Source organism: Piscinibacter gummiphilus (genome assembly GCF_032681285.1).
GTDB classification, from domain to species: domain Bacteria; phylum Pseudomonadota; class Gammaproteobacteria; order Burkholderiales; family Burkholderiaceae_C; genus Rhizobacter; species Rhizobacter gummiphilus_A.
Map to the genome: position 1 here is coordinate 3,647,207 of NZ_CP136336.1, position 22,970 is coordinate 3,670,176.

Below are 22,970 nucleotides of genomic sequence, written 5' to 3' on the forward strand. Positions count from 1 at the left end.
GAATCCACCAAAACTGCCAAGAGGAAGATAGATGAGTGCCATCGTTGACATCGTCGGCCGCGAGATTCTCGACAGCCGCGGCAACCCGACCGTCGAATGCGACGTGCTGCTGGAAAGCGGCACCATGGGCCGCGCTGCCGTGCCCTCGGGTGCGTCCACCGGCTCGCGCGAAGCCATCGAGCTGCGCGACGGCGACAAGAGCCGTTACCTCGGCAAGGGCGTGCTCAAGGCCGTCGAACACATCAACACCGAGATCAGCGAAGCGGTGCTCGGCCTCGACGCCTCGGAGCAAGCCTTCCTCGACCGCACGCTGATCGACCTCGACGGCACCGAGAACAAGAGCCGCCTGGGCGCCAACGCGACGCTGGCCGTCTCGATGGCTGTGGCCCGCGCCGCGGCCGAAGAGTCGGGCCTGCCGCTCTACCGCTACTTCGGCGGCTCGGGCGCGATGCAGATGCCGGTGCCGATGATGAACGTCATCAACGGCGGCGCACATGCCAACAACAACCTCGATCTTCAAGAGCTGATGATCATCCCGACCGGCGCGCCCAGCTTCCGTGAAGCCGTGCGCTACGGCGCCGAGGTCTTCCATGCGCTGAAGAAGATCATCGACGCCAAGGGCATGAGCACCGCCGTCGGCGACGAAGGCGGCTTCGCCCCCAGCGTGGCGAGCCACGAAGCGGCGATCCAGCTGATCCTCGAAGCCATCGACAAGGCCGGCTACACCCCGGGCGAGCACATCGCCATCGGCCTCGACTGCGCCGCCAGCGAGTTCTACAAGGACGGCAAGTACCACCTCGAAGGCGAAGGCCTGCAGCTGACCGCTCCCGAGTGGACCGACATCCTCGCCACCTGGTGCGACAAGTACCCGATCATCAGCATCGAAGACGGCATGCACGAGGGTGACTGGGACGGCTGGAAGCACCTCACCGAGAAGCTGGCCGGCAAGGTGCAACTGGTGGGCGACGACCTCTTCGTCACCAACACCAAGATCCTGCGTGAAGGCATCGAGAAGCGCATCGCCAACTCGATCCTCATCAAGATCAACCAGATCGGCACGCTGACCGAGACCTTCGCCGCCATCGAGATGGCCAAGCGCGCCAACTACACCGCCGTGATCTCGCACCGCTCGGGCGAGACGGAAGACTCGACGATCGCCGACATCGCGGTGGGCACCAACGCCGGCCAGATCAAGACCGGCTCGATGAGCCGCTCGGACCGCATCGCCAAGTACAACCAGCTGCTGCGCATCGAAGAAGACCTCGGTGACGTCGCCAGCTATCCGGGCCGCGGCGCGTTCTACAACCTGCGCTGAACGTGCGTTTGGTCACCCTCGCCCTGCTGGCGCTCATCGCGCTGGTGCATGCCGAGCTCTGGCTCGGCAGGTCGGGGGTGCCGCGTGTGATGGAGCTGGAATCGAAGCTGCTCGAGCAGAAGGCGCATAACGAAGCTGCGCACGAGCGCAACGAGCAACTGCTGGCCGAAGTGAGCGACCTCAAGGAAGGCCTGGAAATGGTCGAGGAGAAAGCGCGCTTCGAGCTCGGCATGGTCAAGCCGGACGAGATCTACGTCCAGGTCACGCCCAAGCGCTAGCGCCACATGGATGCCCTGCTGCAGGCGCTGCAGCCGATCTTCGCTGCACCCTTCACCCTGCTCGGCTCGCCGGTCACCTGGCTCGAGATCGTCGCCTTCGTGCTGGCCATCGTGATGGTGGTGTGCAACATGCGCGTCAACCCCGTCGCCTGGCCGTTGGCCATCGTGAGTTCGCTGCTGTATTTCCTGCTCTTCTGGAACAGCAAGCTCTACGGCGAAGCCGGCTTGCAGATCTTCTTCGTGGTCGTCGCGAGCTGGGGCTGGTGGCAGTGGCTGCGTGGCACGCAGGACGATGGCCGGCCGTTGCACGTGCGCTCGCTCGCACCCCGCATGCGCTGGGGCCTGCTGCTCGCCTTGGCCGTCGCCTGGCCGGTGACCGCCCTCTTCCTGGCCCGCACCACCGACAGCGATGTGCCCTGGTGGGACGCTTTCCCCACGGCCGCCAGCCTGCTCGGCCAATGGCTGCTCGGCCGCAAGTACGTGGAGAACTGGACGGCCTGGCTCGTCGTCAACGCCGTGAGCGTGATGCTCTTCGCCTACAAGGGTTTGTGGCTCACCGTGGTGCTCTATGCGATCTTCATCGTGATGTCAGTGGCCGGCCTGCGTGCCTGGCGGCGGCTGGCGGTGGCTGCATGAGCGAGGTGATCACCATCGTCGGCGCCGAAAGCACCGGCAAGACAACCCTCGCTGCTGAACTGAGTGAGGCACTCTCGCAAAAAGGGTTGCGCGTCGCGCGGGTCGACGAGTACCTGCGCGAGTTCTGCACCCTTCACGGCCGCACACCACAAGCCCACGAACAAGCCGGCATCGCACTGGAGCAGGCGCGTCGCATCGAGGTAGCCGCGGCCGAGCACGACATCGTCGTGGCCGACACCTCGGCGCTGATGATCGCCGTCTACAGCGACCTGGTCTTTCGCGACACGGGCCTCTATGCGGAAGCAGAAGCCCGACAGCGCCGCTACCGGCACACGCTGCTGACGGCGCTCGACCTGCCCTGGGAAGCCGACGGCCACATGCGCGACGGCGCGCACGTGCGCGAGCCGGTCACCGCGCTGGTGCGTGCGAGCCTCACGCGCGCCGAGGTGCCGTATGCCGTGGTGAGTGGAGAGGGGCCGCAGCGGCTGCGCTCGGCGCTTGCGGCCATCGGCCACGCGCTGCCCGACGACTCGCCGCAGCGCCCGTGGCAATGGATCTGCGAGCGCTGCGGCGACGCCGATTGCGAGCGCCACCTGCTGGCGCGCGGCGACGCTTAGCTCGCCTGCCCGAGCGCCACCACCACCACGATCAACGCGCCGAACACCAGGTTCGCGCCGACCCAGAAGCGGATCTCATTCAAGGCCTTGCCACCGGCGGGCCAGTCCTGCGCGGCCACCGCACGCTGCACGCGCGGGTAGAGCACGAAGCGGATGAAGCCGTAGACCACGAGCATCAGCACGCCCATGCCGGCCATGAACAGCCAATCGGCCGGCGCATTGAACGCCAGGCTGGTCTGGCGGGTGGTCTGCGCGGCGCGCCACAGCATCGCGCCGCCGCTGCCGACAGCGAGCAAGGCGACCCACAGCACGATGTTGAGGAAGCGGCCGAGCGCGTCGGCCATGAAGGGAACGCGCACCGGGGGAGGCAAGCTGCCCGCCGCCGGGCGGAGGCAGAAGAGCGCGAAGAACATCCCACCCAGCCAGATGACGATGGTGCCCCAGTGCAGCATCTTCAGCAGTGCGTAGCCCATCGTGGTGCTTTCGTTGTCTAGTTGAGCGTGGTGGTACCGGGCTGCTGCCGGCTCTGGGGCGTGAAGAGTTCGCCCACGTCCACCACGTCGAAGTGGTACTTCACGCCGCAGAAGTCGCAGCCGATCTCGACGCGGCCCTGCTCGGCCACGATGCCGTCGATCTCTTCGCGGCCCAGCGACTTGAGCATGTTGCCCACGCGCTCGCGCGAGCAGCTGCAGGCGAACTGCGGGTGTTGCGGTTCGTATCGCACGACCTTCTCTTCCCAGAACAGGCGCCGAAGAATCGTGTCGGCATCGAGCGTCAGCAGTTCGTCGCTGGTGAGCGTGGCGGCCAGCATCGAAATGCGGCGGTAGTCTTCGTCGCGGCCGATGTCGTCTTCGTTGCGCGCGCCGATGTTGCCTGCGCCTTCGACCGGCAGCCGCTGGATCAGAAGGCCCGCAGCCACCTCGTCGTTGGCGGCGAGCACGAGCTTGGTGTCGAGCTGCTCCGACTGCAGCATGTAGTGCTCGAGCACCTCGCTCAGGCGGTGCAGCGGCTCACCGTGGTCGCCATGCAGCGCTACCACGCCCTGGTAGGGCTGCTGGCCCGGCAGCTTCTGGCGCGGGTCGAGCGTGATCGCGCAGCGGCCCTTGCCGTTCACGTTGACCAGCGTGTCGAGCCGCGGCATGGAGGGCATTTCGCCCGTCACCTTGGCCGTGACGCGAAACGTGAGGTCCGATTTCACTTCGGCCACCGTCAACTTCACCGGCCCTTCGCCATGGATCTGCATCACGACCGCACCGTCGAACTTGATGTTGGACTGCATCAGCACGCCGGCTGCGGCCATTTCGCCGAGCAGCTCGCGCACGGGCGCCGGGAAGGCATCCTGCGCGGACTCGCGGCGTGCGAGCACCTCGCGCCAATCGCCGGTCAGGCGCACCAGCAGGCCACGCACCGGCAGCCCATCGAACAGAAACTTGTGGAGTTCGCTCATCAACCGATCTTCTTCAAACCCGCCTTGTAGCGCTTGGCGTTCTCAACATAGTGCAGCGCACTCAGCTTCAGCCGCTCGATCTGCTCGGGCGACAGTGTCTTCACCACCTTGGCCGGCGAGCCGAGGATCATCGAGCCGTCGGGGAATTCCTTGCCTTCGGTGACGAGTGCGCCCGCACCCACGATGCAGTGCCTGCCGATCTTGGCACCGTTCAGGATCACCGACTGGATGCCCACCAGCGAGCCCTCGCCGATCGTGCAGCCGTGCAGCATCACCTGGTGGCCCACCGTCACGTTCTCTCCGAGGGTACAGGGATAGCCGGTGTCGCAATGGATCACCGTGCCGTCTTGCACGTTGGCGTTGCGGCCGATGGTGATGCGCGCATTGTCGCCGCGAAGCACGGCGCCGAACCATACGCTCGCGTTCTCTTCGAGCGTCACCGCACCAATGAGCTGGGCGCTGTCGGCGACCCAGGCGGAATCGGCAATGTCGGGCGACTCGTCGCCGAGTTGATAAAGAGCCATGGGTCATCCTCGAGGTCAAGCGGATAATTTTAAGGATGAACCCCCGACGCCGCGCCCTCGAGGTCTTGTGTTTGCAAGACCCGGCCACCAAGGCCGCCGAAGCGCGCGCGCTTTTTGAGGGCCTCGACCACAGTCTCATCGACGCCACGGAGCGAATAGAGGCCCCACTCGACCTGCCCGGCCGCCCAGTGCGCCCACGGCTCGTGCCGCCGAAGGAGGTGCCTTCGCGCACGCCCTTCACGCCGGAAGGCCGCGCCGCGCTGCTGCACGCCATCGCCCACATCGAGTTCAACGCAATCAACTTGGCACTCGACGCCGCCTTCCGCTTCGATGGCATGCCGGCGCTCTTCTACGTCGACTGGTTGCGCGTGGCGAGCGAGGAGGCGCTGCACTTCAGCCTCCTGCGCGAGCATCTGCAGAGCCTGGGCCACGACTACGGCGACTTCGACGCGCACGACGGCCTCTGGCTCATGACCCAGCGCACCGCCGGCGACGTGACGGCCCGCATGGCGCTCGTGCCCCGCACGCTCGAAGCGCGCGGGCTCGACGCCACGCCGCCACTGCAGGCGAAGTTCGCCAAGGCGGGCGACATGCGAACGGTCGAAATCCTCGACATCATCCTGCGCGACGAGGTGGGCCATGTGGCCATCGGCAACCGCTGGTACCGCTGGCTCTGCGCGCGCCAAGGGCTCGACGCCGTGAGCCACTACCGCGAGCTGACCCGCCGCCATGAAGCGCCCAGGCTGCGCCCGCCCTTCAACAACAGTGCCCGTCTGGCCGCGGGCTTCACCGACGAAGAACTGGCCCAGTTGAACCAGGCTTGAGTTGGCTCACATCTTGCTGCCGGGCGAGCCGCCCCCGTCTCGAGCACCATTACACTGGTGCCCCTTTTCGGCCGCCACGAGCGGCCGCCTTTCAGGCCTCATTCGAAGGACGTCCATGAACACGCTCTCCACACGTCGCTTTCTCCAAGCCAGCGCCCTGCTGATCACCGGCTTCCTGCTGTCCGCTTGCGGCAAGAAGGCTGAAACCCCGGCCCCCGCCGCGTCGGCCCCCGTCGCAGCGGCCTCGGCTCCGGCCCCGGCGCCCGCCAAGGTCTACGTCGTCGGCACCGACGCCGCCTATGCACCCTTCGAGTCGGAGAACACGCAGAAAGAGATCGTCGGCTTCGACATCGACGTGGTGAAGGCCGTGGCCCAGAAGGCTGGCATCGAGGTGAAGTTCGTCAACACCCCGTGGGAAGGCATCTTCAACACCCTGGCGCAGGGCGACCGCGACCTGCTCGTGTCGGCGATCACCATCACCGACGAACGCAAGCAGACCATGGACTTCAGCAACCCGTACTTCGATGCGCAGCAGCTCATCGCGGTCAAGGCCAACTCCAAGGTCACGAAGTTCGACGAGCTGAAGAAGCTCAAGGTCGGCGTGCAGACCGGCACCACCGGCGATGAAGTCGTGACCAAGCTGCAAGGCAAGACGAGCGCCAACATCAAGCGCTTCGAGTCCACGCCGCTGGCGCTGAAGGAGCTCGAAAGCGGTGGCGTCGATGCCGTCGTGGCCGACAACGGCGTCATCATCAACTACGTCACCAACAACTCCGGCAGCAAGTTCAAGACCGTGGCCGACAAGGCCTTCCAGAACGAGCAGTACGGCATCGCCGTGAAGAAGGGCAATGCCGACCTGCTGGGCAAGATCAACAAGGGCCTGGCCGACATCAAGGCCGACGGCACCTACGACAAGATCTACGCGCAGTACTTCGGCGCCGCGCCGGCAGCCGCACCGGCCGCTTCGGCCGCATCGAAGTAAGCCGCACGGCAAGCACGACCGACGATGGACTTGCGCTGGGAGATCCTCGTCGGTTACGGGCCGCTCTTCGTGACCGGCTTGTGGATGACCGTCCAGCTCACCGTCGTCGCCATCGTGTGCGGGCTGGTGCTGGGCGTGCTGTTCGGCCTGGTGAGCAGCTCGCTCGACGCACCGGCGCCCAAGTCGCTGGCGCTCGCGTGGGCGCTCAAGGTCGCGCGGGCGTTCACCCTCGCCTACGTGACCTTCTTCCGCGGCACACCGCTCTTCGTGCAGATCCTGCTCGTGCACTTTGCGGTGATGCCGCTCCTGATCCATCCCGACACCGGGCTCCTGCTCGCGGGCGAGGCGGCGCGTGAGTTCCGTCAATCGCACGGCGCCTTCTTCTCGGGCGCCCTCGCGCTCAGCCTCAACGCCGGGGCCTACATCTCCGAGATCTTCCGCGCCGGCATCCAGAGCATCCACCTCGGGCAGACGCAGGCCAGCTACAGCCTGGGCCTCACGCACGCGCAGGCCATGCGCTTCATCGTGCTGCCCCAGGCCTTCCGGCGCATGCTGCCGGCGCTGGTGAACGAGGGCATCACGCTCATCAAGGACTCCTCGCTCGTCTCGGCCATCGGCCTGGCCGAGCTGGCCATGGCCGCGCGCACCGTGGCCGGAGCGTATTCGCGCTACTGGGAGCCGTACCTCACCATCTCGGTGATGTACCTCGCGCTCACCTTGTTGCTGTCGCTCTTGGCGAAGCGGCTGGAAGCCCCCGCACACCACCGCGGTCGTTGATTTGTGCTAGCGCATCAAGCACAAAAACGCTTGTTGCGAACGAGCAACGAGATTGGGACTTTCCAGTACCTGCGCGCCTAAACTCCATTCGCGTTTGGGTCAGCAGTCAGGACTCAACCACCCAACAGTGAAACCATCCGCGGTAACCAACTCCGCACTTCACATACAAGGAATGCTCATGAAGCGCTCTCTTCTCATCGCTGCCCTCTCGACCCTGGCAGCTGGCTCCGCCCTCGCACAAAGCAACGTCACCATCTTCGGTCGCCTGAACGACTCGGTCGAACGCCAGAAGGTTGGTAGCACCAGCACCACCGCCGTCGTCGACAGCGCTTCGCGTCTCGGGTTCAAGGGTTCGGAAGATCTGGGTGGCGGCCTCAAGGCCAACTTCATCATCGAGCACGGCTTCAACACCGATACCGGCACGGTTGCTGGCAGCCGCTTCTGGGGTCGTGAGTCGACCGTCGGCCTGTCGCACCCCACCTTCGGCGCGATCCGCCTGGGCAACATGGCCGCTTCGGAAGCCTATTTCGCGACCGCCGACTATGTGTCGATGCACAACCACGACACCGGCAGCTCGGCTGACGCTCTGTACGAGTTCGTGACCACCGGCCAACTGCAGAACGCCATTGCCTACACCTCGCCGACGTTCGCCGGTCTGCGCGCCGACGTTCAGTACTCGCTGCACGAAGCCGGCACCGTGAGCCGCCGCGCGCTGGCGCTGAACTACGATCTGGGCGCGCTGCACCTGGGCCTGGGCCACGAAGCTGCCACCGACACCGATCGCAAGAGCACCGCCCTGCGCGCCCTGTACGAACTCGGCGCCTTCACCATCGGCGGCTACTACGAGCGCACCACGGGCGACACCTTCAAGCGCAACAACTTCCGCCTCGCCGGCATGTACGCCATGGGCGCTTCGGAGTTCCACGTCAACGCCGGCCTGGCTGGTGACCGTGGTGGTGTCGACAACACCGGCGCCAAGCAGTACACGCTCGGCTACAACTACAACCTGAGCAAGCGCACCAAGGTCTACGCCTTCTACACGAAGGTCGACAACGACGCGAACGCCACCTACAACCCGGGCGGCTTCGTGACGGCTCCGACGGCAGGCCAGAACCTGCAGTCGTTCGCCCTGGGCGTGCGCCACAACTTCTGATCCCCTGATCAGCAAGCTGTCGCAAGACAAGAACGGCCGGTCGTAAGACCGGCCGTTTTTCTTTCTCAGCCGAGGAAGTAGCGCTTCAGGCCGGCGAGGATCATCTCCACCGCGATCGCGGTGAGCACCAGGCCCATCAGTTTTTCGGTCGCCGACACGACCGAGTCGCCCACCACACGCCGGATCTGGTTGCACAGCAGCAGCACCAGCAAGGACACTGCCATCGCGCAGGCCAACGCGCCGATCCAGGAGCCCATGCGATCGGGCTGGCGTGAGGCCAGCAGCAACACCGTCGCCATCGCCGAGGGGCCCGCGAGCAGCGGCACGGCCAGCGGAAAGATCAGCGGCTCCTTGCCCTCGGGCACGCCATAGGCACCCCCGCCGCCCCCGAAGATCATGCGGATGGCCACCATCAGCAGGATCACGCCGCCGGCCACTTCGAGCGAGCGCTCCGACAGGCGCATCACCCTCAAGAAGCCTTCGCCCACGAACATGAAGACGAAGAGCACAGCGAATGCGATGCCCACCTCGCGCAACGCGACCCAACGACGCCGCTCGGGCGCCACCTGGCGCATCACCGGAATGAAGATCGGCAGGCTCCCCAGCGGGTCGAGCACCAGCAGCAACAGGATCAGGGCCGAGACGAAGTCGTGTTGCATTGCGGGGCCTGCTGCTCAACGCCCGCGCCAGAACAGGCCGTCGAGCTCCTTCATCGTGATCTGCCGCCAGGTCGGCCGGCCGTGGTTGCACTGGTCGCTGCGCTCGGTGCGCTCCATGTCGCGCAGCAGCGCGTTCATCTCGTCGAGCGTCAGCTGGCGGTTCGCACGCACCGCGCCGTGGCAGGCCATCGTCGACAGCAACTCGTGCTGCGCACGCTGGATCACCGTGCTGCCGTCGTATTGCGCCAGCTCGGCAAGCACGCTGCGCGCCAGTTCGACCACGTCACCTCCGGCCAGCGCCGCGGGCCGCGAGCGCACGGCGAGCGTGCTGGCCGACAGGACCGAGATGTCGAGCCCGAGCGCCATCAGGTTGTCTGCCTGCGCCTGGGCGGTGGCAATCTCCTGCGCGTTGGCTGCAAAGGTCGCCGGGATCAGCAGCGGCTGCGATTCGATGGCCGCCGTGCCGAGGCTCGCCTTGAGCCGCTCGTAGACGATGCGCTCGTGGGCCGCATGCATGTCGACGACCACCAGACCCTGAGCGTTTTCTGCCAGCACGAAGACCCCGCCCACCTGCCCGATCGCTCGGCCGAGGGGCCACTCGCCCGCAGGCAGTGCAGGTGCAGACTCGGCCGGCGGCACCGGCGCGGGCATCGCCGTCGGCGCCACCTGCCACGCCGCAGGCGCTTCCTGGGCGTACAGCACCGCCGCCTGTTCCAGGCCCAGCGAACCCTGCACGCGGGGCATGTAGGCCGGTGCGAAGGCGGCGCGGCTCGCCTCGGCCACCTGCGGCTGGGCCACCGGCACCGCTGCCGCCACGACGGCCTGCGGCGGCGCCAGGCCCGCCTCGACGGCCCGCCGCATCGCCTGGTGCACCTCGCGCGAATCGCGGAAGCGCACTTCGATCTTGGTCGGGTGCACGTTCACGTCGACACGGTCAGGCGCGATCTCGAGGAAGAGCACATAGGCCGGCTGCCGGCCGCCGTGCAGCACATCTTCGTACGCCGAACGCACGCCATGCGCGATCAGCTTGTCGCGCACATAGCGGCCGTTGACGTAGACGTACTGCTGGTCGGCGCGCGAGCGTGCCGCGGCCGGCGTGCCGGCACGGCCCACCACGCGCAGCGGGCCGATCTCGAACTGCACCTCGCGGCTCTCGGCCACGAAGTCCTCACCCAGCACCTCGCGCACACGCTGATCGAGGCTGCTGCGCCGCCACTGCTCGACGAGCTTGCCCTCGTGCCACACCGCAAAGCCCACGTCGGGGCGTGCGAGTGCGTGCCGGCGCACCGCTTCGAGGCAATGCGCCAACTCCGTGGCATCGGTCTTCAGGAACTTGCGCCGCGCCGGGGTGCTGAAGAAGAGTTCGCGCACCTCCACGCTCGTGCCACGCCCGCGCGCCGCAGGCACCAGCTCACCGCTGCGCGCATCGATGCGCTGCGCATGGGGCGCGCCTTCGGTACGGCTCGCGATGCTGAGCTCGGCCACCGACGAGATCGCCGCCAGCGCTTCGCCACGGAACCCCATGGTCGCCACGCTCTCCAACTCGCCCAACGAGGCAATCTTGCTCGTGGCATGGCGGCGCAGCGCAAGCGGCAGTTCGTCGGCCGGAATGCCCACCCCGTCGTCTTCCACCAGGATGCTTCGCACCCCACCGGCCATCAGCTTGACCACCACCTCGGTCGCACCCGCGTCCAGCGCGTTGTCGACCAGCTCGCGCACCACCGACGCAGGCCGCTCCACCACCTCACCGGCCGCGATCTGGCTGATGAGCTCGTCGGGCAGCTCGCGGATGGGGCGACGAGGGGCTCGCTCAGGCACGGCGTTCATCGGGGCATTGTAAGAATCACTCACCCATAATCGCCGCCCATGGAATTCATCACTTTCCTGCTCGACTTCATCCTGCACGTCGACGTGCACCTCGCCAACTTCGTGGCGGCCTACGGCAACTGGGTCTACGCCCTGCTCTTCCTCATCGTCTTCGTCGAGACCGGCGTGGTGGTGATGCCGTTCCTGCCGGGCGACTCACTGCTCTTCGTGGTGGGAGCCCTGTGCGGCGTGGGGCTCATGAGCCTGCCGCTGTCGATCGGCCTGCTCGTCGCTGCCGCCATCCTCGGCAACCAGAGCAACTACGCGATCGGGCGCTACTTCGGGCCGCGGGTCTTCCAGTGGGAGAACTCGCGCTTCTTCAACAAGAACGCGTTCAACCAGGCCCACGCCTTCTACGAGAAATATGGCGGCATCACCATCGTGGCCGCGCGCTTCATGCCCTTCCTGCGAACCTTCGCCCCCTTCGTGGCGGGGGTGGCGCAGATGACGCGCAGCAAATTCACCTTCTACGACGTGACAGGCGGCATCCTGTGGGTGGGCGGCATCGTGACCGCGGGCTACCTCTTCGGCAACATCCCATGGGTCAAGGAGCACCTCGACAAGATCATCTGGGGTGCCATCCTGCTGCCGGGCCTGCTGGTGATCGCCGGCGCCCTGAAGGCGCGGCGCAAGGCGGCTGCCGCCACCTGAACGCTGGAGCTGGCCTCTAGAGCTGGCGGTTGCGCGCCAGCGGCGGGTTCTTCGCGAAGTAGCGCTTGATGCCCGCGGTCAGCGCATCCACCAGCTGCTCGCGGTAGTCGTCGCTTCGCAGCTTCTTCTCTTCGTCCGGGTTGGAGATGAAGGCCGTCTCCACCAGGATCGACGGCACGTCGGGCGCCTTCAGCACTGCAAACCCCGCCTGCTCCACGCTGCCCTTGTGCAGGTGGCCGACCTTCCGGATCTGGCCGAGCACCTCGCCGCCGAGCTTCAGGCTGTCCTTGATCTGGCGGGTGGTGCTCATGTCGAGCATCGCGCGCAGCACGGCCGAGTCCTTGGCCTTGAAATTGACGCCGCCCACCAGGTCGGCCGCGTTCTCCTTGTCGGCCATCCAGCGCGCGGCAGTGCTCGTGGCGCCGTTCTGCGAGAGCGCAAACACCGAGGCGCCCCGCGCGGAGGGCTTCATGAATGCATCGGCGTGGATGGAGACGAAGAGATCGGCCTGCACGCGCCGCGCCTTGCGCACCCGCTCCTGCAACGGCACGAAGTAGTCGGCATCGCGCGTGAGCATCGCGCGCATGCCGGGCACGGCGTTGATGCGGTCGCGCAGCTTGAGCGCGACCGCCAGCACGACGTCTTTCTCGCGCAGGCCGGTCGGGCCCGTTGCCCCCGGGTCTTCGCCGCCATGCCCGGGGTCGAGTGCCACGATGATGAGGCGGTCGATGCGTGACTGGCTCATCGTCGGTGCCGAGGCCGCCGCCACTGGCGCAGGAGTTGTCGCTGGTGATGGCGCAGGCCCCGCGCCCGAGGCGGCGGTAGGCGGCTTGTTCATCTTGCCGAGAAACTCGCCAAGCGCGTCTTGCACGGCCTGCGCGGCCTTCTGCTCGGCCTGCGACTTGTCTTGAACGAGCGCGAGCAGCGGGTCGCGCTCCTGCGTCGGGTGCAGGTCGAACACCGAGCGGTGCTGGTAGGCCGCCACTGGCGCCAGCGTGAAGAGCTGCGGCGCGGTCGACTGCTTGAGGTCGATCACCAGGCGCACCACGCGCGGCTGGTTCTGCCCCACACGCACGCCGGCGATGAAGGGGTCGTCGGACCGCACCTTGCCCACCAGCTCGCGCAGCGCGGGGCTCAGCTCCAGGCCGTCGATGTCGATCACGAGCCGCGACGGGTTCTCGGCCATGAAGTGCTTGATCGAGAGGGCGGTGTCGGACTCCAGCGTGACCCGCGTGTACTCGGCCGCCGGCCACACGCGCACCGCGAGGATGCTGGCGCCGAAGGCCAGCTCGTGCGTGCCGAGCAGCAGTGCGATAGAGCCTTGAAGAAGGTCGCGCCGCTTCAAGGCAGCAGCTCCAGTCCGCGGGGCGTGTGGGCGGTGAAGATCACGCGGCGTTCGTCTCCATCGAGCGGAATGAGTTCCACGCGCAGGTCGGCGGCCGGCAACAAACCGGCAGCCTGCTCCGGCCATTCGGCGATCTTGAAACCGGGGCTTGCGAACACATCGCGGAAGCCCGCGTCCTCGAACTCCTGCGGGTCCTTGAAGCGGTAGAAATCGAAATGCGAGATTGCCAACCCTGCCACTTCGTACGACTCGAGCACTGCATAGGTCGGGCTCTTGATGCGCCCCGTGACACCGAGCGCCTGCAGCAAATGGCGTGCGAAGGTGGTCTTGCCGGCGCCCAGCGTGCCATGCAGCTCCACGAACGCATCGCGCAATGCAGGCCGTCGGGCCAGCGCTTCGGCGGTGGCCTGGCAGCCGGCCTCATCGGCCCAGTGCACGGTGCGGGTTCCTAGAATCGACGGCAATGGATGACGCTCGCAAGTTGGACGATGAGGCACTCCTCGCGCTGATGCCCGCTCTGCGCGAGTGGGCCGCAGCGCTGGGATTTTCACAGATCGGCGTGGCCGACGTGGACTTGTCCTCCGCCGAGCCCGGGCTCATGGCCTGGCTCCACAACGGCTTTCACGGCTCGATGGACTACATGGCGGCGCATGGCCTGAAGCGGGCCCGCCCGGCAGAGCTGGTGCCGGGCACGGTGCGTGTGGTCACCGCGCGCATGGACTACCTCCCGCGCCACACCCCCGACGATTGGCAAGCCATCGAGTGGGACCGACTGAAGCGCCCGACCGACGCCACCATCTCGCTCTACGCCCGCGGCCGCGACTACCACAAGGTGCTGCGCCACCGCCTGCAGAAGCTCGCCGACAAGCTCGCCGACGCGGTCGGCCCCTACGGCCACCGCGTGTTCACCGACTCGGCCCCGGTGCTCGAAGTCGAGCTCGCTTCGCGTAGCGGCATCGGCTGGCGCGGCAAGCACACGCTGACGTTGCACCGCGAGGCGGGCTCCACCTTCTTCCTCGGCGAGATCTACGTCGACCTGCCGCTGCCGTTGTCGGAGCCAGTCACGTCTCACTGCGGCAGCTGCAGCGCCTGCCTCGACGTCTGCCCCACGCAGGCCATCGTCGCGCCCTACCGGCTCGACGCGCGGCGTTGCATCTCCTACCTCACCATCGAGCACGACGGCCCCATCCCCGAAGAGCTGCGCCCGCTGCTCGGCAACCGCATCTATGGCTGCGACGACTGCCAGCTCGTCTGCCCCTGGAACAAATACGCGCAGCGCAACGAGCTGCCCGATTTCGACCCACGCGCCTCGCTCACCGGTGCAACGCTCCTGCAGCTGTGGGCGTGGACGGAAGACGACTTCCTGCGCCACACCGAAGGCAGCGCCATCCGGCGCATCGGCCACGCGCGCTGGCGGCGCAACATCGCGGTCGCGCTCGGCAATGCCCTGCGGGCCACGCACGACCCTGCCATCACCACCGCCCTGCAATCGAAGCGCGCCGACGCAAGCCCGCTGCTGTGCGAGCACATCGACTGGGCCCTCGCCCAGCACTAGGGCCTGTTCACACTAAATGAGCGCCCACGTGACTCAACAAAAGCCCGCCAACGAGGCGCAAAGCGCAGCTGTAGCACTTGCTACAGCGAGCATTTGCAACGCTGTGGGCGGGCTTTTGTTGAGATCACCCGAAGGGCCGGGGCCTGAAGGCGCGTGCGGCGGCGTTGCAGCGTCGTTGTGTGCCGCAGGCACAAGGCCTCCGCTGCGCCTTGCCGCCCACGCCTTCAGGCCCCGGCGTGGGTGCTCATTTAGTGTGAACAGGCCCTAGATCAACGCCAGCCAGATCGGGATGCTCACCATCCCGAGCAGAGTCGACACCGTCACCAGCGCAGCCACATACGGCCCGTCGCCGCCCATGCGTGAAGCCAGCACGAAGGCGCTCGACGCAGTCGGCATCGCGGCGAACAGCACCGCGATGTGCCGCTGCTCCGGCGGCAAGGCGAGCGCCAGTGTGAGCCCGAAGCCGATGGCCGGCAGCACCGCGTGCCGGATGCCCAGCAGCGTGGCCGCGAGCCACGGCCCTTTCTTCAAGCCGCCCATGCGCAGCCCGGCCCCCACAGCGAGCAGGCCAATGGGCAGGGCGGCCACACCGATGCGCTGCAGCGTGGTCGCCACCGCCTCGGGGAAGGTGAGGCCCGCGGAGTTGGCCGCGAGCCCTGCGAGCGTGCTGATGATGAGCGGGTTGCGCGCAATTTCTTTCAGGTAGTTGTGCCCACCGTGCCGCGCGAGCGACCACACCGCCGCCACATTGGCCACCGGCACACACAACGCGATCAGGAGCGCCATCCAGGCCACGCCCTGCGAGCCGCCCAGCCGCTCGGCCAGCGCGAGCGCGATGTAGGAGTTGAAGCGAAACGCGATCTGCGCGCCCGAGGCGTGCAATCGCGCGTCGACCCCGGGCCACCGCCCGAGCGCAAACGCCAGCGCCACGCCGCACAGCATCACGCCCACGCCCGCCGCCGCCAGGCCCAGCGTCTGCGCCGGCTGCAGCGGGGTCTTCACGATCGAGTTGAAGAGCAGCACCGGGAACAGCAGGTAGTACACCAGCCGTTCGGCACTCTCCCAGATGGGGCGGTCGAGGGCGGTGTAGCGGCAGAGCAGGAAGCCGCACGCGATCAGCAGAAAGTCCGGCAGCAGCAGAAGGCCATTCGACATCGCGCGAGTTTGCAGTACAACGCCCTGCGTAGTTTCCACAGTCGCCAGTGCTTCTTCGCCCGGGCAGCATGGCTTCTTCGCCGATCCAAACCCCCAGGAGTACGCATGCACCGCAGACATCTGATCGCCACCGCGCTCGCCCTGTCAGCCACATCCCCCTTCGCCTTCGCGCAGGCCTACCCCGCGAAGCCCGTGCGCCTGGTCGTGCCCTTCGCCCCCGGGGGCACCACCGACATCGTCGCCCGCGTGGTCTCGGAAAAGATCAACGCCGCCCTCGGGCAGACCATGATCGTGGAGAACAAGGCCGGCGGCGGCGGCTCCATCGGCGCCAACGAAGTCGCCAAATCTGCGCCCGACGGCTACACCCTCGGCATGGCCACCGTCTCCACCACGGCGGCCAACCCTGCGATCAACCCCAAGATCCCGTACAACCCGATCACCGACTTCGCGCCGATCATCAACGTGGCCGCCACGCCCAACGTGATCGCGGTGCACCCGAGCTTCCCGGCGCGCGACTACAAGGGCTTCGTCGCCGAGCTGAAGAAGAACCCGGGCAAATATTCGTTCAGCAGCTCCGGCACCGGCGGCATCGGCCATCTGCAGATGGAGCTCTACAAGAACCTCTCGGGCACCTTCGTCACCCACATCCCGTACCGCGGCGCAGGCCCTGCCCTGAACGACACCGTGGCAGGCCAGGTGCCGATGATCTTCGACAACCTGCCTTCCGCACTGCCCTTCATCAAGGACGGCCGCCTGATCGCCATCGTGGTGGCAGCACCCACCCGCCTGAGCGTGCTGCCCGATGTGCCCACCTTCAAGGAAGTGGGCCTGGAGCCGGTGAACCGCATGGCCTACTACGGCATCTACGGGCCCAAGGGACTGCCGAAGGACGTGATCGACAAGGTCCATGGCGCGGTGAAGAAGACGCTGGAAGACCCGACCGTGAAGAAGCGCATCGAAGACACCGGCTCGCTCATCGTGGCCAACACGCCCGAGCAGTTCAGCGCGCAGATCAAGGCCGAGTTCGAGGTCTACAAGAAGGTGGTCGCGCAGCAGAAGCTGACCCTCGACAATTGACGACTTGACGCTCCCCGACGACAGCCAATCCTCGATCGACCGTTTCATCGATGCCTTGTGGATCGAGGATGGGCTGTCGGCCAACACGCTCGCCGCCTACCGCCGTGACCTGACGCTCTACGCGCAATGGCTGGCGAAGGCCCACGCCGGTGCGCCGATCAATGAAACCCGCGAGAGCCACCTGCGCGAGCACGCCATTGCGCAGCACGCCGCCAGCAAGGCCACCAGCGCCAACCGCCGGCTGACCGTCTTCAAGCGCTACTTCCGCTGGGCCTTGCGCGAGCACCTCGTGCAAGCCGACCCGACGCTCAAGTTGCTCTCGGCCAAGCAGCCGCTGCGCGTGCCCAAGACGCTGAGCGAAGCGCAGGTCGAGGCCCTGCTCAAGGCGCCCGACGTCGACACCCCGCTCGGCCTGCGCGACCGCACCATGCTCGAGCTGATGTATGCGAGCGGCCTGCGCGTGAGCGAGCTCGTCACGCTGAAGAGCGTGCACCTGAGCCTGAATGAAGGCGTGCTGCGTGTCACCGGCAAGGGTGCGAAGGAGCGGCTCGTGCCCTTCGGCGAAGAGGCACATGCGTGGCTCACGCGCTACCTGGCCGAGGCGCGCGGTGACATCCTGCATGGCCAGGCGAGCGACGCACTTTTCGTCACCGGCCGCGGCGGCCCGATGACGCGGCAGATGTTCTGGCAGCTCATCAAGAAATACGCGCTGCAAGGCGACGTGCGCGTGCCGCTCTCGCCGCACACGCTGCGCCATGCGTTTGCCACGCACCTGCTCAACCACGGCGCCGACCTGCGCGCAGTGCAGATGCTGCTAGGCCACGCCGACATCTCCACCACCACCATCTACACCCACGTGGCACGAGAGCGGCTGAAGTCGCTGCACGCGACCCATCACCCGCGAGGCTAGGCCGGGCGGGCACGCCATGTTCCAATCCCGGCATGGCCACCTTGAAGTTGAAGAAGACGCCGCCCGCCGGCCCCGCGAAGTCTGACCGCAGCCCGGTGCGCGGCACCACGTCGGCGGTGAAGAAGCGGCCGACGCTCGCCCAGGCGCAAGCCGAACGCGAAGCACGCGAGGCGCGCTACCAGGAGCAATTGCGGCTGCGCTATGGCGACCGCCCGCCCGCGTCGGCCAAGCGCCGTCCCGAACCCGAAAGCCTCGGCCGCCCGCCACGGCGTGACGAGCGCGCCCCGTTCGACCCCAACGCGCGCCAGCCGCGCGACGCCCGCCCACCGCGGCCCGAGCGACAGGAACGCCAGGAGCGCCGGCCGCTCCCGCCCGCCCGCCCCGTGAGCCCGAACCGCCAGGGCGGCAACACGGCCTTCGGCAAGCCCAACACCGCCTTCGGCGGGCCGGCTCGCCCGGCGCATCCCCACCAGGCGCCCAAGCGCCCGCCGATGCCGCGCCGCCGCGATCACGACGACGATGACGACGACTTCCAGGCGCACACCGACACCCCGGGCTCCATGCGCCTGTCCAAGCGCATGAGCGAACTCGGCATCGCCTCGCGCCGCGAGGCCGACGAGTGGATCCCCAAGGGCTGGGTGCGCGTCGACGGCAAGGTCGTCACCGAGCTCGGCTCGCGCGTGCTCCCCGGCCAGCTCATCAGCATCGAGGCCAAGGCGCGCGATGCACAGGCGCTCAAGGTCACGGTGCTGCTGCACAAGCCCATCGGCTACGTGAGCGGCCAGGCCGAAGATGGCTACGAGCCCGCCTCGGTGCTGGTGACGCCGCAGAACCAGTGGCGCGAAGACCGCTCGGGCATCCGCTTCCTGCCATCGCACCACCGTGGACTCGCCCCTGCCGGCCGGCTCGACATCGACTCCACCGGCCTGCTCGTGCTCACGCAAGATGGCCGCATCGCCAAGCAGCTCATCGGCGAAGACAGCGAGGTCGAGAAGGAGTACCTCGTGCGCGTGGAAAGCGTGAACGGCGAGCCCTTGTCGCAGGAGAACCTCGCCTTGCTCAACCACGGCCTCGAACTCGACGGCGAGCCGCTCAAGCCCGCGCAGGTGGAGTGGGTCAACGACGACCAGCTGCGCTTCGTGCTGCGCGAAGGCAAGAAACGGCAGATCCGCCGCATGTGCGAGGCGGTCGGCCTGAAGGTCATTGGCCTGAAACGCGTGCGCATCGGCAACGTCATGCTGGGCGACCTGCCGCCTGGCGCGTGGCGCTACCTGCGCGGCAACGAGAAGTTCTGACGTCGTTTCCCAGGGCGGAACGCCCTGGCGTTAACACCGAGGAAATTGCAGGTCAACTTACTTGTTGCGGTGTCAACAAGTTTCTAGACTGGCCGCATGCCCGCCGAGAAAACCGTCGACAGCCCGCCGCATCGCCGCACCCAGGCCGAGCGCGTCGCTGAGTCCGACACCCGCATGCTGCAGGCGGCCATGGGCCTCGTGGCCACCCGCGGTTATGCGCAGACCACGCTCGAGGCGATCGGCACCGAGTCGGGCTACAGCCGCGGTCTCGTCTCGCACCGCTGGGGCACGAAGGACAAGCTGCTCGAAGCGCTGGTCGACCGTGTGCTCGAAGACTTCCGCGTCGGCCTGCTCGAACGCCTGCGCGGCCTCACGGGCCTCGACGCCCTCTTCTGCGAGATCGACTGCTACCTCGAAGGCATGGACGACCCGCCGCTGTCGTCACGCGCCTTCTTCGTGCTGATGCTCGAATCCATCGGCCCCGCCCCGCAGATTCGCGAACACTTCGCGCGCTTCAGCAAGAAGTGGCAGGCCTCGCTCGCGCGCACGATCGCCAAGGGCCAGCAGCTCGGCAGCATCCGCGCCGACGTGAAGCCGGCCGACGAAGCGCGCCTCCTGATCGCCACGCTGCGCGGCCTGCGCACGCAATCGATGCTCGACCCCGCGTCGAGCGACATCGCCCGCGACATCGCGGCGCTGAAAGCCACCCTCACGCAACGCCTTGCGCCATGACGACTTCCTCCCTGATGCCCGCCTGGGGTGTGGACCACCTGCCCACGCTGCTCGCGCACTGCCGCCAGTGCGGCACGTACACCTTCCCGTCGAACGCCTGGAGCTGCCGTGCGTGCGGCGCCGACACGCTCGACAAGGTGCCGATGCCGCAGACGCCCGTTCTGCGCAACTTCATCACCCTCCACGGCGACGTGGTGCCCGGTCTCACACCGCCAGTCGTGGTGGGCGAAGTCGAGATCGCCCCCGGCGTGGTGGAAGAAGCGCTGATCGCGGTCGACGATGAATCACGGCTCACGCTCGACATGCCGATGGAGGCCATCGGCGCCGACCCGGCGGACACGCAGCGCGGCCTGCGCTTCCGGCCGCTGGAGGCACAAGGATGAGCCGCCTGCTGCAGGAACGCGCCGTGCACGTGGTCGGCATCGGCATGCACCCGTACCAGTTCCCGAGCGAAACGCCGTACGTGCACCTGGGCCTCACCGCGATCCGCGAGGCGCTGAAGGACGCCGGCCTGCAATGGCCGCAGGTGCAGGCCGCCTTCGTCGGCACCGCCGCGATCGGCATGGCCGCGGGCCGGGTGATGCTGCGCCACCTCGGCTCCACCGGCCTCTCGGTCACGCAGGTCGAGAATGCCTCGGCCTCGGGTTCATCGGCCTTTCGCCTCGCCTGCCAGGCGGTGGCGAGCGGTGAACACGAGGTCGTGCTCGCGGTCGGTGTCGACAAGACCGGCCACGCACGGCGTGCGTCGGGCAGCGATGGCCTTTCGACGCTCAGCCCGACCAGCAACCTGCCGGTCGCGAAGTTCGCGCTACTTGCGCGCCGCTATCTGCGCGATGGCGAGCTCGACGTCGAAGCGCTGGCCCGCGTCGCGGTGAAGAACCACGGCAACGCGGCCCTCAACCCGTATGCACAGTTCCGCAAGCCGCGCACGCTCGAGCAGGTGCTGGCGTCGCCGAAAGTGGCCGGCGACCTCACGGTGCAGCAGTGCTGCCCGCGCGGCGAAGGTGCCGCCGCGGTGATCGTCGCCTCGGCGGCGGCGATGGCACGGCTGGGCCTCGCGCGAGCGCGCTCGCCGCGCGTGATCGCCTCGGTGTCGACCAGCGAAAAGCTCGGCCGCGGCGACGTGCCGCCCATCGTCGACATGGTCCGCGAGTCTTCGCTGGCCGCGCTGGAACAGGCCGGCATCGGCGCGCGAGACCTCGACATGGTCGAGCTGCACGACGCCTTCTCCATCGAGGAGATCGTCTACGGCGAAGCCATCGGCGTGTGCCAGACCGGCGAAGGCGCCCACGACCTCGCGCGCGGCGACACCGCCATCGGCGGGCGCTGTGCCGTGAACGCCTCGGGCGGCCTGATCGGCATGGGCCACCCCATCGGGCCCACCGGCGTGGGCCAGATCGCCGAGATCACGCGCCAGATGCGCGGCGAAGCCACCGGCCGCCAGCACCCCGGCACGCGCCTCGCGATGGCGCACATGATCGGACTCGGCTCGGTCGCCATCGCCCACGTGCTGCAGAAGACAGATTGAAGGAGACCGCAGATGAAGTTCGAGACCTTGCTGTATGAGGTGAAGGAGGGCGTGGCGGTCATCACGCTCAACCGCCCCGATCGCATGAATACGCTGGGCGGCACGATGAAGCCCGACCTGCAGGCGGCCATCCTCGACCTCGCCCGCCACGACGATTCGGTGCGCAGCGTGATCCTCACCGGCGTAGGCGACCGCGCCTTCTGCGCCGGCGCCGACATCAAGGAGCGCGCCGCCACGCAGACACACCCGGCCGACTACTACGTGAAGCAGAAGGCCACGCACCAGCTCTTCCGCAACATTGAGGAATTCGAGAAGCCCATCATCGCCGCCATCAACGGCGTGGCGCTCGGCGGTGGCCTGGAGCTGGCGCTGTGCTGCGACATTCGCATCGCCTCCAGCACCGCCCGCTTCGGCCTGCCCGAGGGAAAGATCGGCGTCATCCCCGCCGCCGGTGGCACGCAACGCCTGCCGCGTGTGGTGGGCGTGGGCGTGGCGAAGGAGCTGATCTTCACGAGCGAGATCATCGACGCGCAGCGGGCGCACGAGATCCGTCTCGTCAACCACGTGGTCGCGCCCGAGAAGCTGATGGACGCCGCCTTCGAGATGGCCGCCAAGATCGCCCGCAACGCGCCGCTCGCGTTGCGCTTCGCCAAGCAGTCGATCAACCTCGGCATCGAGGTCGGCATCGAGGCGGGCCTCGAATTCGAGCGCTACGCCGCGACGATGGTGGTTGACAGCGAAGACCGCAAGGAGGGCATGAAGTCCTTCGTCGAAAAACGCGCCCCGGTCTTCAAGGGCCGCTGAACTTCACCTCTCAGGAGACACCATGGATCTGCATCTCAAGGGCAAGGTCGCCCTCGTCACGGGCGGCGGCCAGGGCGTGGGCCGCCGCATCTGCCTCGACCTCGCTGCCGAAGGCGCGCACGTGCTGGTCAACGACCTCTTCTCCGAGCGTGCCAACGCGGTGGCGAAGGAGATCAACGACGCAGGCGGCAAGGCCCGCGCCGCCGTGGCCGACATCACCGACGAAGCCGCGGTCGACAAGATGATCGCCGACGGTGTGGCCTCGTTCGGCACCATCGACATCCTCGTCAACAACGCCGGCATCATTCCCGAGCGGCGCGAGAAGGGCGGCATCCCGCCGAAGTTCCTGCAGACCGACCCGGCCGGCTGGAAAAAGATCGTCGACCTCAACGTCTACGGCATGCTGTATTGCTGCAAGGCGGTGCTGCCCGGCATGGTGGACAAGCGCGGCGGCAAGATCGTCTCGATCATGTCCGAGGCGGGCCGTGTCGGCGAAGCCAACCTCGCCGTCTACTCGGGGGCCAAGGCCGCCATCCTCGGCTTCTCGAAGGCCATCGCACAGGAGCACGGCAAGGACTGCATCAACGTCAACGTGATCGCGCTCGGCGCCGTCTCGCACGAAGGCATCAAGGACGGCGCCCTCGCCCCGAGCGCCACGCCCGAGAACAACGAGCGCCTGGCCAAGATGCTCAAGGCCTACCCGATCTCGCGCGGGCTCAACCGGCTGTGCAGGCCGGAAGACGTGTCGGGCATGGTCGCCTTTCTCGCGTCCGACCGCGCCGCCTTCATCACCGGGCAGAGCATCGGGGTGAGCGGCGGTTTCACGATGCTGTGAGCCTG

The 22,970-nt window shown here is 67.4% G+C and carries 26 protein-coding genes; 18 read left to right on the forward strand and 8 right to left on the reverse strand.

Annotation, left to right across the window (positions count from 1 at the left end; all coding sequences use genetic code 11):
• Positions 1 to 31: 31 nt before the first annotated feature.
• From eno to RXV79_RS17030, 4 genes are read left to right on the forward strand one after another with little or no spacing between them, the layout of a single operon-like run.
• Positions 32 to 1,315, forward strand: a complete 1,284-nt coding sequence (gene eno, locus RXV79_RS17015) for a phosphopyruvate hydratase (protein ID WP_316699156.1) — start codon at positions 32 to 34, stop codon at positions 1,313 to 1,315.
• Positions 1,312 to 1,593 carry a septum formation initiator family protein gene (locus RXV79_RS17020; protein WP_316704129.1) on the forward strand — a complete coding sequence of 94 codons (282 nt, stop codon included), beginning with the start codon at positions 1,312 to 1,314 and terminating at the stop codon, positions 1,591 to 1,593. The genes eno and RXV79_RS17020 overlap by 4 nt, the downstream gene beginning before the upstream one ends.
• Positions 1,594 to 1,599: 6 nt before the next feature.
• Positions 1,600 to 2,229, forward strand: a complete 630-nt coding sequence (gene pnuC, locus RXV79_RS17025; protein ID WP_316699158.1) for a nicotinamide riboside transporter PnuC — start codon at positions 1,600 to 1,602, stop codon at positions 2,227 to 2,229.
• On the forward strand, positions 2,226 to 2,846 hold the full coding sequence (locus RXV79_RS17030; protein ID WP_316699161.1) for an ATP-binding protein: 621 nt from the start codon (positions 2,226 to 2,228) through the stop codon (positions 2,844 to 2,846). The genes pnuC and RXV79_RS17030 overlap by 4 nt, the downstream gene beginning before the upstream one ends.
• Here RXV79_RS17030 and RXV79_RS17035 read toward each other — a convergent pair.
• From RXV79_RS17035 to RXV79_RS17045, 3 genes are read right to left on the reverse strand one after another with little or no spacing between them, the layout of a single operon-like run.
• Positions 2,843 to 3,319, reverse strand: a complete 477-nt coding sequence (locus RXV79_RS17035) for a CopD family protein (protein ID WP_316699162.1) — start codon at positions 3,317 to 3,319, stop codon at positions 2,843 to 2,845. The two genes, RXV79_RS17030 and RXV79_RS17035, sit on opposite strands and share 4 nt — an antisense overlap.
• 17 nt (positions 3,320 to 3,336) lie before the next feature.
• Positions 3,337 to 4,293 carry an Hsp33 family molecular chaperone HslO gene (locus RXV79_RS17040; protein ID WP_316699163.1) on the reverse strand — a complete coding sequence of 319 codons (957 nt, stop codon included), beginning with the start codon at positions 4,291 to 4,293 and terminating at the stop codon, positions 3,337 to 3,339.
• A complete protein-coding gene (locus RXV79_RS17045; RefSeq protein WP_316699165.1) occupies positions 4,293 to 4,817 on the reverse strand; it encodes a gamma carbonic anhydrase family protein in 525 nt (174 codons plus the stop codon). The genes RXV79_RS17040 and RXV79_RS17045 overlap by 1 nt, the downstream gene beginning before the upstream one ends.
• A 35-nt stretch (positions 4,818 to 4,852) precedes the next feature.
• On the opposite strand from RXV79_RS17045, the gene RXV79_RS17050 reads away from it, so the two are divergent.
• From RXV79_RS17050 to RXV79_RS17065, 4 genes are all read left to right on the forward strand, one after another.
• Positions 4,853 to 5,641, forward strand: a complete 789-nt coding sequence (locus RXV79_RS17050) for a ferritin-like domain-containing protein (protein ID WP_316699167.1) — start codon at positions 4,853 to 4,855, stop codon at positions 5,639 to 5,641.
• A gap of 115 nt (positions 5,642 to 5,756) precedes the next feature.
• Complete coding sequence (locus RXV79_RS17055) at positions 5,757 to 6,623, forward strand: basic amino acid ABC transporter substrate-binding protein (RefSeq protein ID WP_316699168.1); 867 nt, start codon at positions 5,757 to 5,759, stop codon at positions 6,621 to 6,623.
• A gap of 24 nt (positions 6,624 to 6,647) precedes the next feature.
• A complete protein-coding gene (locus RXV79_RS17060) occupies positions 6,648 to 7,400 on the forward strand; it encodes an amino acid ABC transporter permease (RefSeq protein ID WP_316699169.1) in 753 nt (250 codons plus the stop codon).
• A gap of 172 nt (positions 7,401 to 7,572) precedes the next feature.
• Positions 7,573 to 8,553, forward strand: a complete 981-nt coding sequence (locus RXV79_RS17065) for a porin (protein ID WP_413816620.1) — start codon at positions 7,573 to 7,575, stop codon at positions 8,551 to 8,553.
• A 65-nt stretch (positions 8,554 to 8,618) separates the two neighbouring features.
• Here the strand turns inward: RXV79_RS17065 and RXV79_RS17070 are convergent, their stop codons facing one another.
• Complete coding sequence (locus RXV79_RS17070; protein WP_316699172.1) at positions 8,619 to 9,212, reverse strand: MarC family protein; 594 nt, start codon at positions 9,210 to 9,212, stop codon at positions 8,619 to 8,621.
• A gap of 15 nt (positions 9,213 to 9,227) precedes the next feature.
• Positions 9,228 to 11,039 (reverse strand): DNA mismatch repair endonuclease MutL, encoded by a 1,812-nt coding sequence (gene mutL, locus RXV79_RS17075; RefSeq protein ID WP_316699174.1) that lies wholly within the window; start codon positions 11,037 to 11,039, stop codon positions 9,228 to 9,230.
• A 39-nt stretch (positions 11,040 to 11,078) separates the two neighbouring features.
• Here mutL and RXV79_RS17080 point away from each other — a divergent pair, with 39 nt between their 5' ends.
• Positions 11,079 to 11,729 carry a DedA family protein gene (locus RXV79_RS17080; RefSeq protein ID WP_316699176.1) on the forward strand — a complete coding sequence of 217 codons (651 nt, stop codon included), beginning with the start codon at positions 11,079 to 11,081 and terminating at the stop codon, positions 11,727 to 11,729.
• A gap of 16 nt (positions 11,730 to 11,745) precedes the next feature.
• Here RXV79_RS17080 and RXV79_RS17085 read toward each other — a convergent pair whose 3' ends face one another.
• Positions 11,746 to 13,074, reverse strand: a complete 1,329-nt coding sequence (locus tag RXV79_RS17085; RefSeq protein WP_316699178.1) for an N-acetylmuramoyl-L-alanine amidase — start codon at positions 13,072 to 13,074, stop codon at positions 11,746 to 11,748.
• Positions 13,071 to 13,538: a tRNA (adenosine(37)-N6)-threonylcarbamoyltransferase complex ATPase subunit type 1 TsaE gene (tsaE, locus tag RXV79_RS17090; RefSeq protein WP_413816621.1), complete on the reverse strand. Its 468-nt coding sequence runs from the start codon at positions 13,536 to 13,538 to the stop codon at positions 13,071 to 13,073. The genes RXV79_RS17085 and tsaE overlap by 4 nt, the downstream gene beginning before the upstream one ends.
• Positions 13,539 to 13,582: 44 nt before the next feature.
• On the opposite strand from tsaE, the gene queG reads away from it, so the two are divergent.
• A complete protein-coding gene (gene queG, locus RXV79_RS17095) occupies positions 13,583 to 14,629 on the forward strand; it encodes a tRNA epoxyqueuosine(34) reductase QueG (protein WP_413816703.1) in 1,047 nt (348 codons plus the stop codon).
• A gap of 264 nt (positions 14,630 to 14,893) precedes the next feature.
• Here the strand turns inward: queG and RXV79_RS17100 are convergent, their stop codons facing one another.
• Entirely contained in the window at positions 14,894 to 15,784 is an 891-nt protein-coding gene (locus RXV79_RS17100) for an AEC family transporter (RefSeq protein ID WP_316699183.1), read from the reverse strand.
• A gap of 105 nt (positions 15,785 to 15,889) precedes the next feature.
• On the opposite strand from RXV79_RS17100, the gene RXV79_RS17105 reads away from it, so the two are divergent.
• The 8 genes from RXV79_RS17105 to RXV79_RS17140 all read left to right on the forward strand — a co-directional run bounded on the left by RXV79_RS17105 (position 15,890) and on the right by RXV79_RS17140 (position 22,965).
• Positions 15,890 to 16,861, forward strand: a complete 972-nt coding sequence (locus tag RXV79_RS17105; RefSeq protein WP_316699185.1) for a tripartite tricarboxylate transporter substrate binding protein BugE — start codon at positions 15,890 to 15,892, stop codon at positions 16,859 to 16,861.
• 4 nt (positions 16,862 to 16,865) lie between these two features.
• The gene (gene xerD / locus RXV79_RS17110; protein WP_316699186.1) at positions 16,866 to 17,771 is read left to right on the forward strand and encodes a site-specific tyrosine recombinase XerD; all 906 of its coding nucleotides are present in this window, start codon (positions 16,866 to 16,868) and stop codon (positions 17,769 to 17,771) included.
• 32 nt (positions 17,772 to 17,803) lie between these two features.
• A complete protein-coding gene (locus tag RXV79_RS17115; RefSeq protein WP_316699188.1) occupies positions 17,804 to 19,066 on the forward strand; it encodes a pseudouridine synthase in 1,263 nt (420 codons plus the stop codon).
• A 96-nt stretch (positions 19,067 to 19,162) separates the two neighbouring features.
• Positions 19,163 to 19,798, forward strand: a complete 636-nt coding sequence (locus RXV79_RS17120; RefSeq protein ID WP_316699190.1) for a TetR/AcrR family transcriptional regulator — start codon at positions 19,163 to 19,165, stop codon at positions 19,796 to 19,798.
• Positions 19,795 to 20,181 carry a Zn-ribbon domain-containing OB-fold protein gene (locus tag RXV79_RS17125; RefSeq protein WP_316699192.1) on the forward strand — a complete coding sequence of 129 codons (387 nt, stop codon included), beginning with the start codon at positions 19,795 to 19,797 and terminating at the stop codon, positions 20,179 to 20,181. Before RXV79_RS17120 ends, RXV79_RS17125 begins: the two co-directional genes overlap by 4 nt.
• Complete coding sequence (locus RXV79_RS17130) at positions 20,178 to 21,326, forward strand: thiolase family protein (RefSeq protein WP_316699194.1); 1,149 nt, start codon at positions 20,178 to 20,180, stop codon at positions 21,324 to 21,326. The genes RXV79_RS17125 and RXV79_RS17130 overlap by 4 nt, the downstream gene beginning before the upstream one ends.
• A gap of 12 nt (positions 21,327 to 21,338) precedes the next feature.
• The gene (locus tag RXV79_RS17135; protein ID WP_316699197.1) at positions 21,339 to 22,130 is read left to right on the forward strand and encodes an enoyl-CoA hydratase/isomerase family protein; all 792 of its coding nucleotides are present in this window, start codon (positions 21,339 to 21,341) and stop codon (positions 22,128 to 22,130) included.
• A gap of 22 nt (positions 22,131 to 22,152) precedes the next feature.
• Positions 22,153 to 22,965 (forward strand): SDR family NAD(P)-dependent oxidoreductase, encoded by an 813-nt coding sequence (locus RXV79_RS17140; protein WP_316699199.1) that lies wholly within the window; start codon positions 22,153 to 22,155, stop codon positions 22,963 to 22,965.
• Positions 22,966 to 22,970 lie beyond the last annotated feature (5 nt).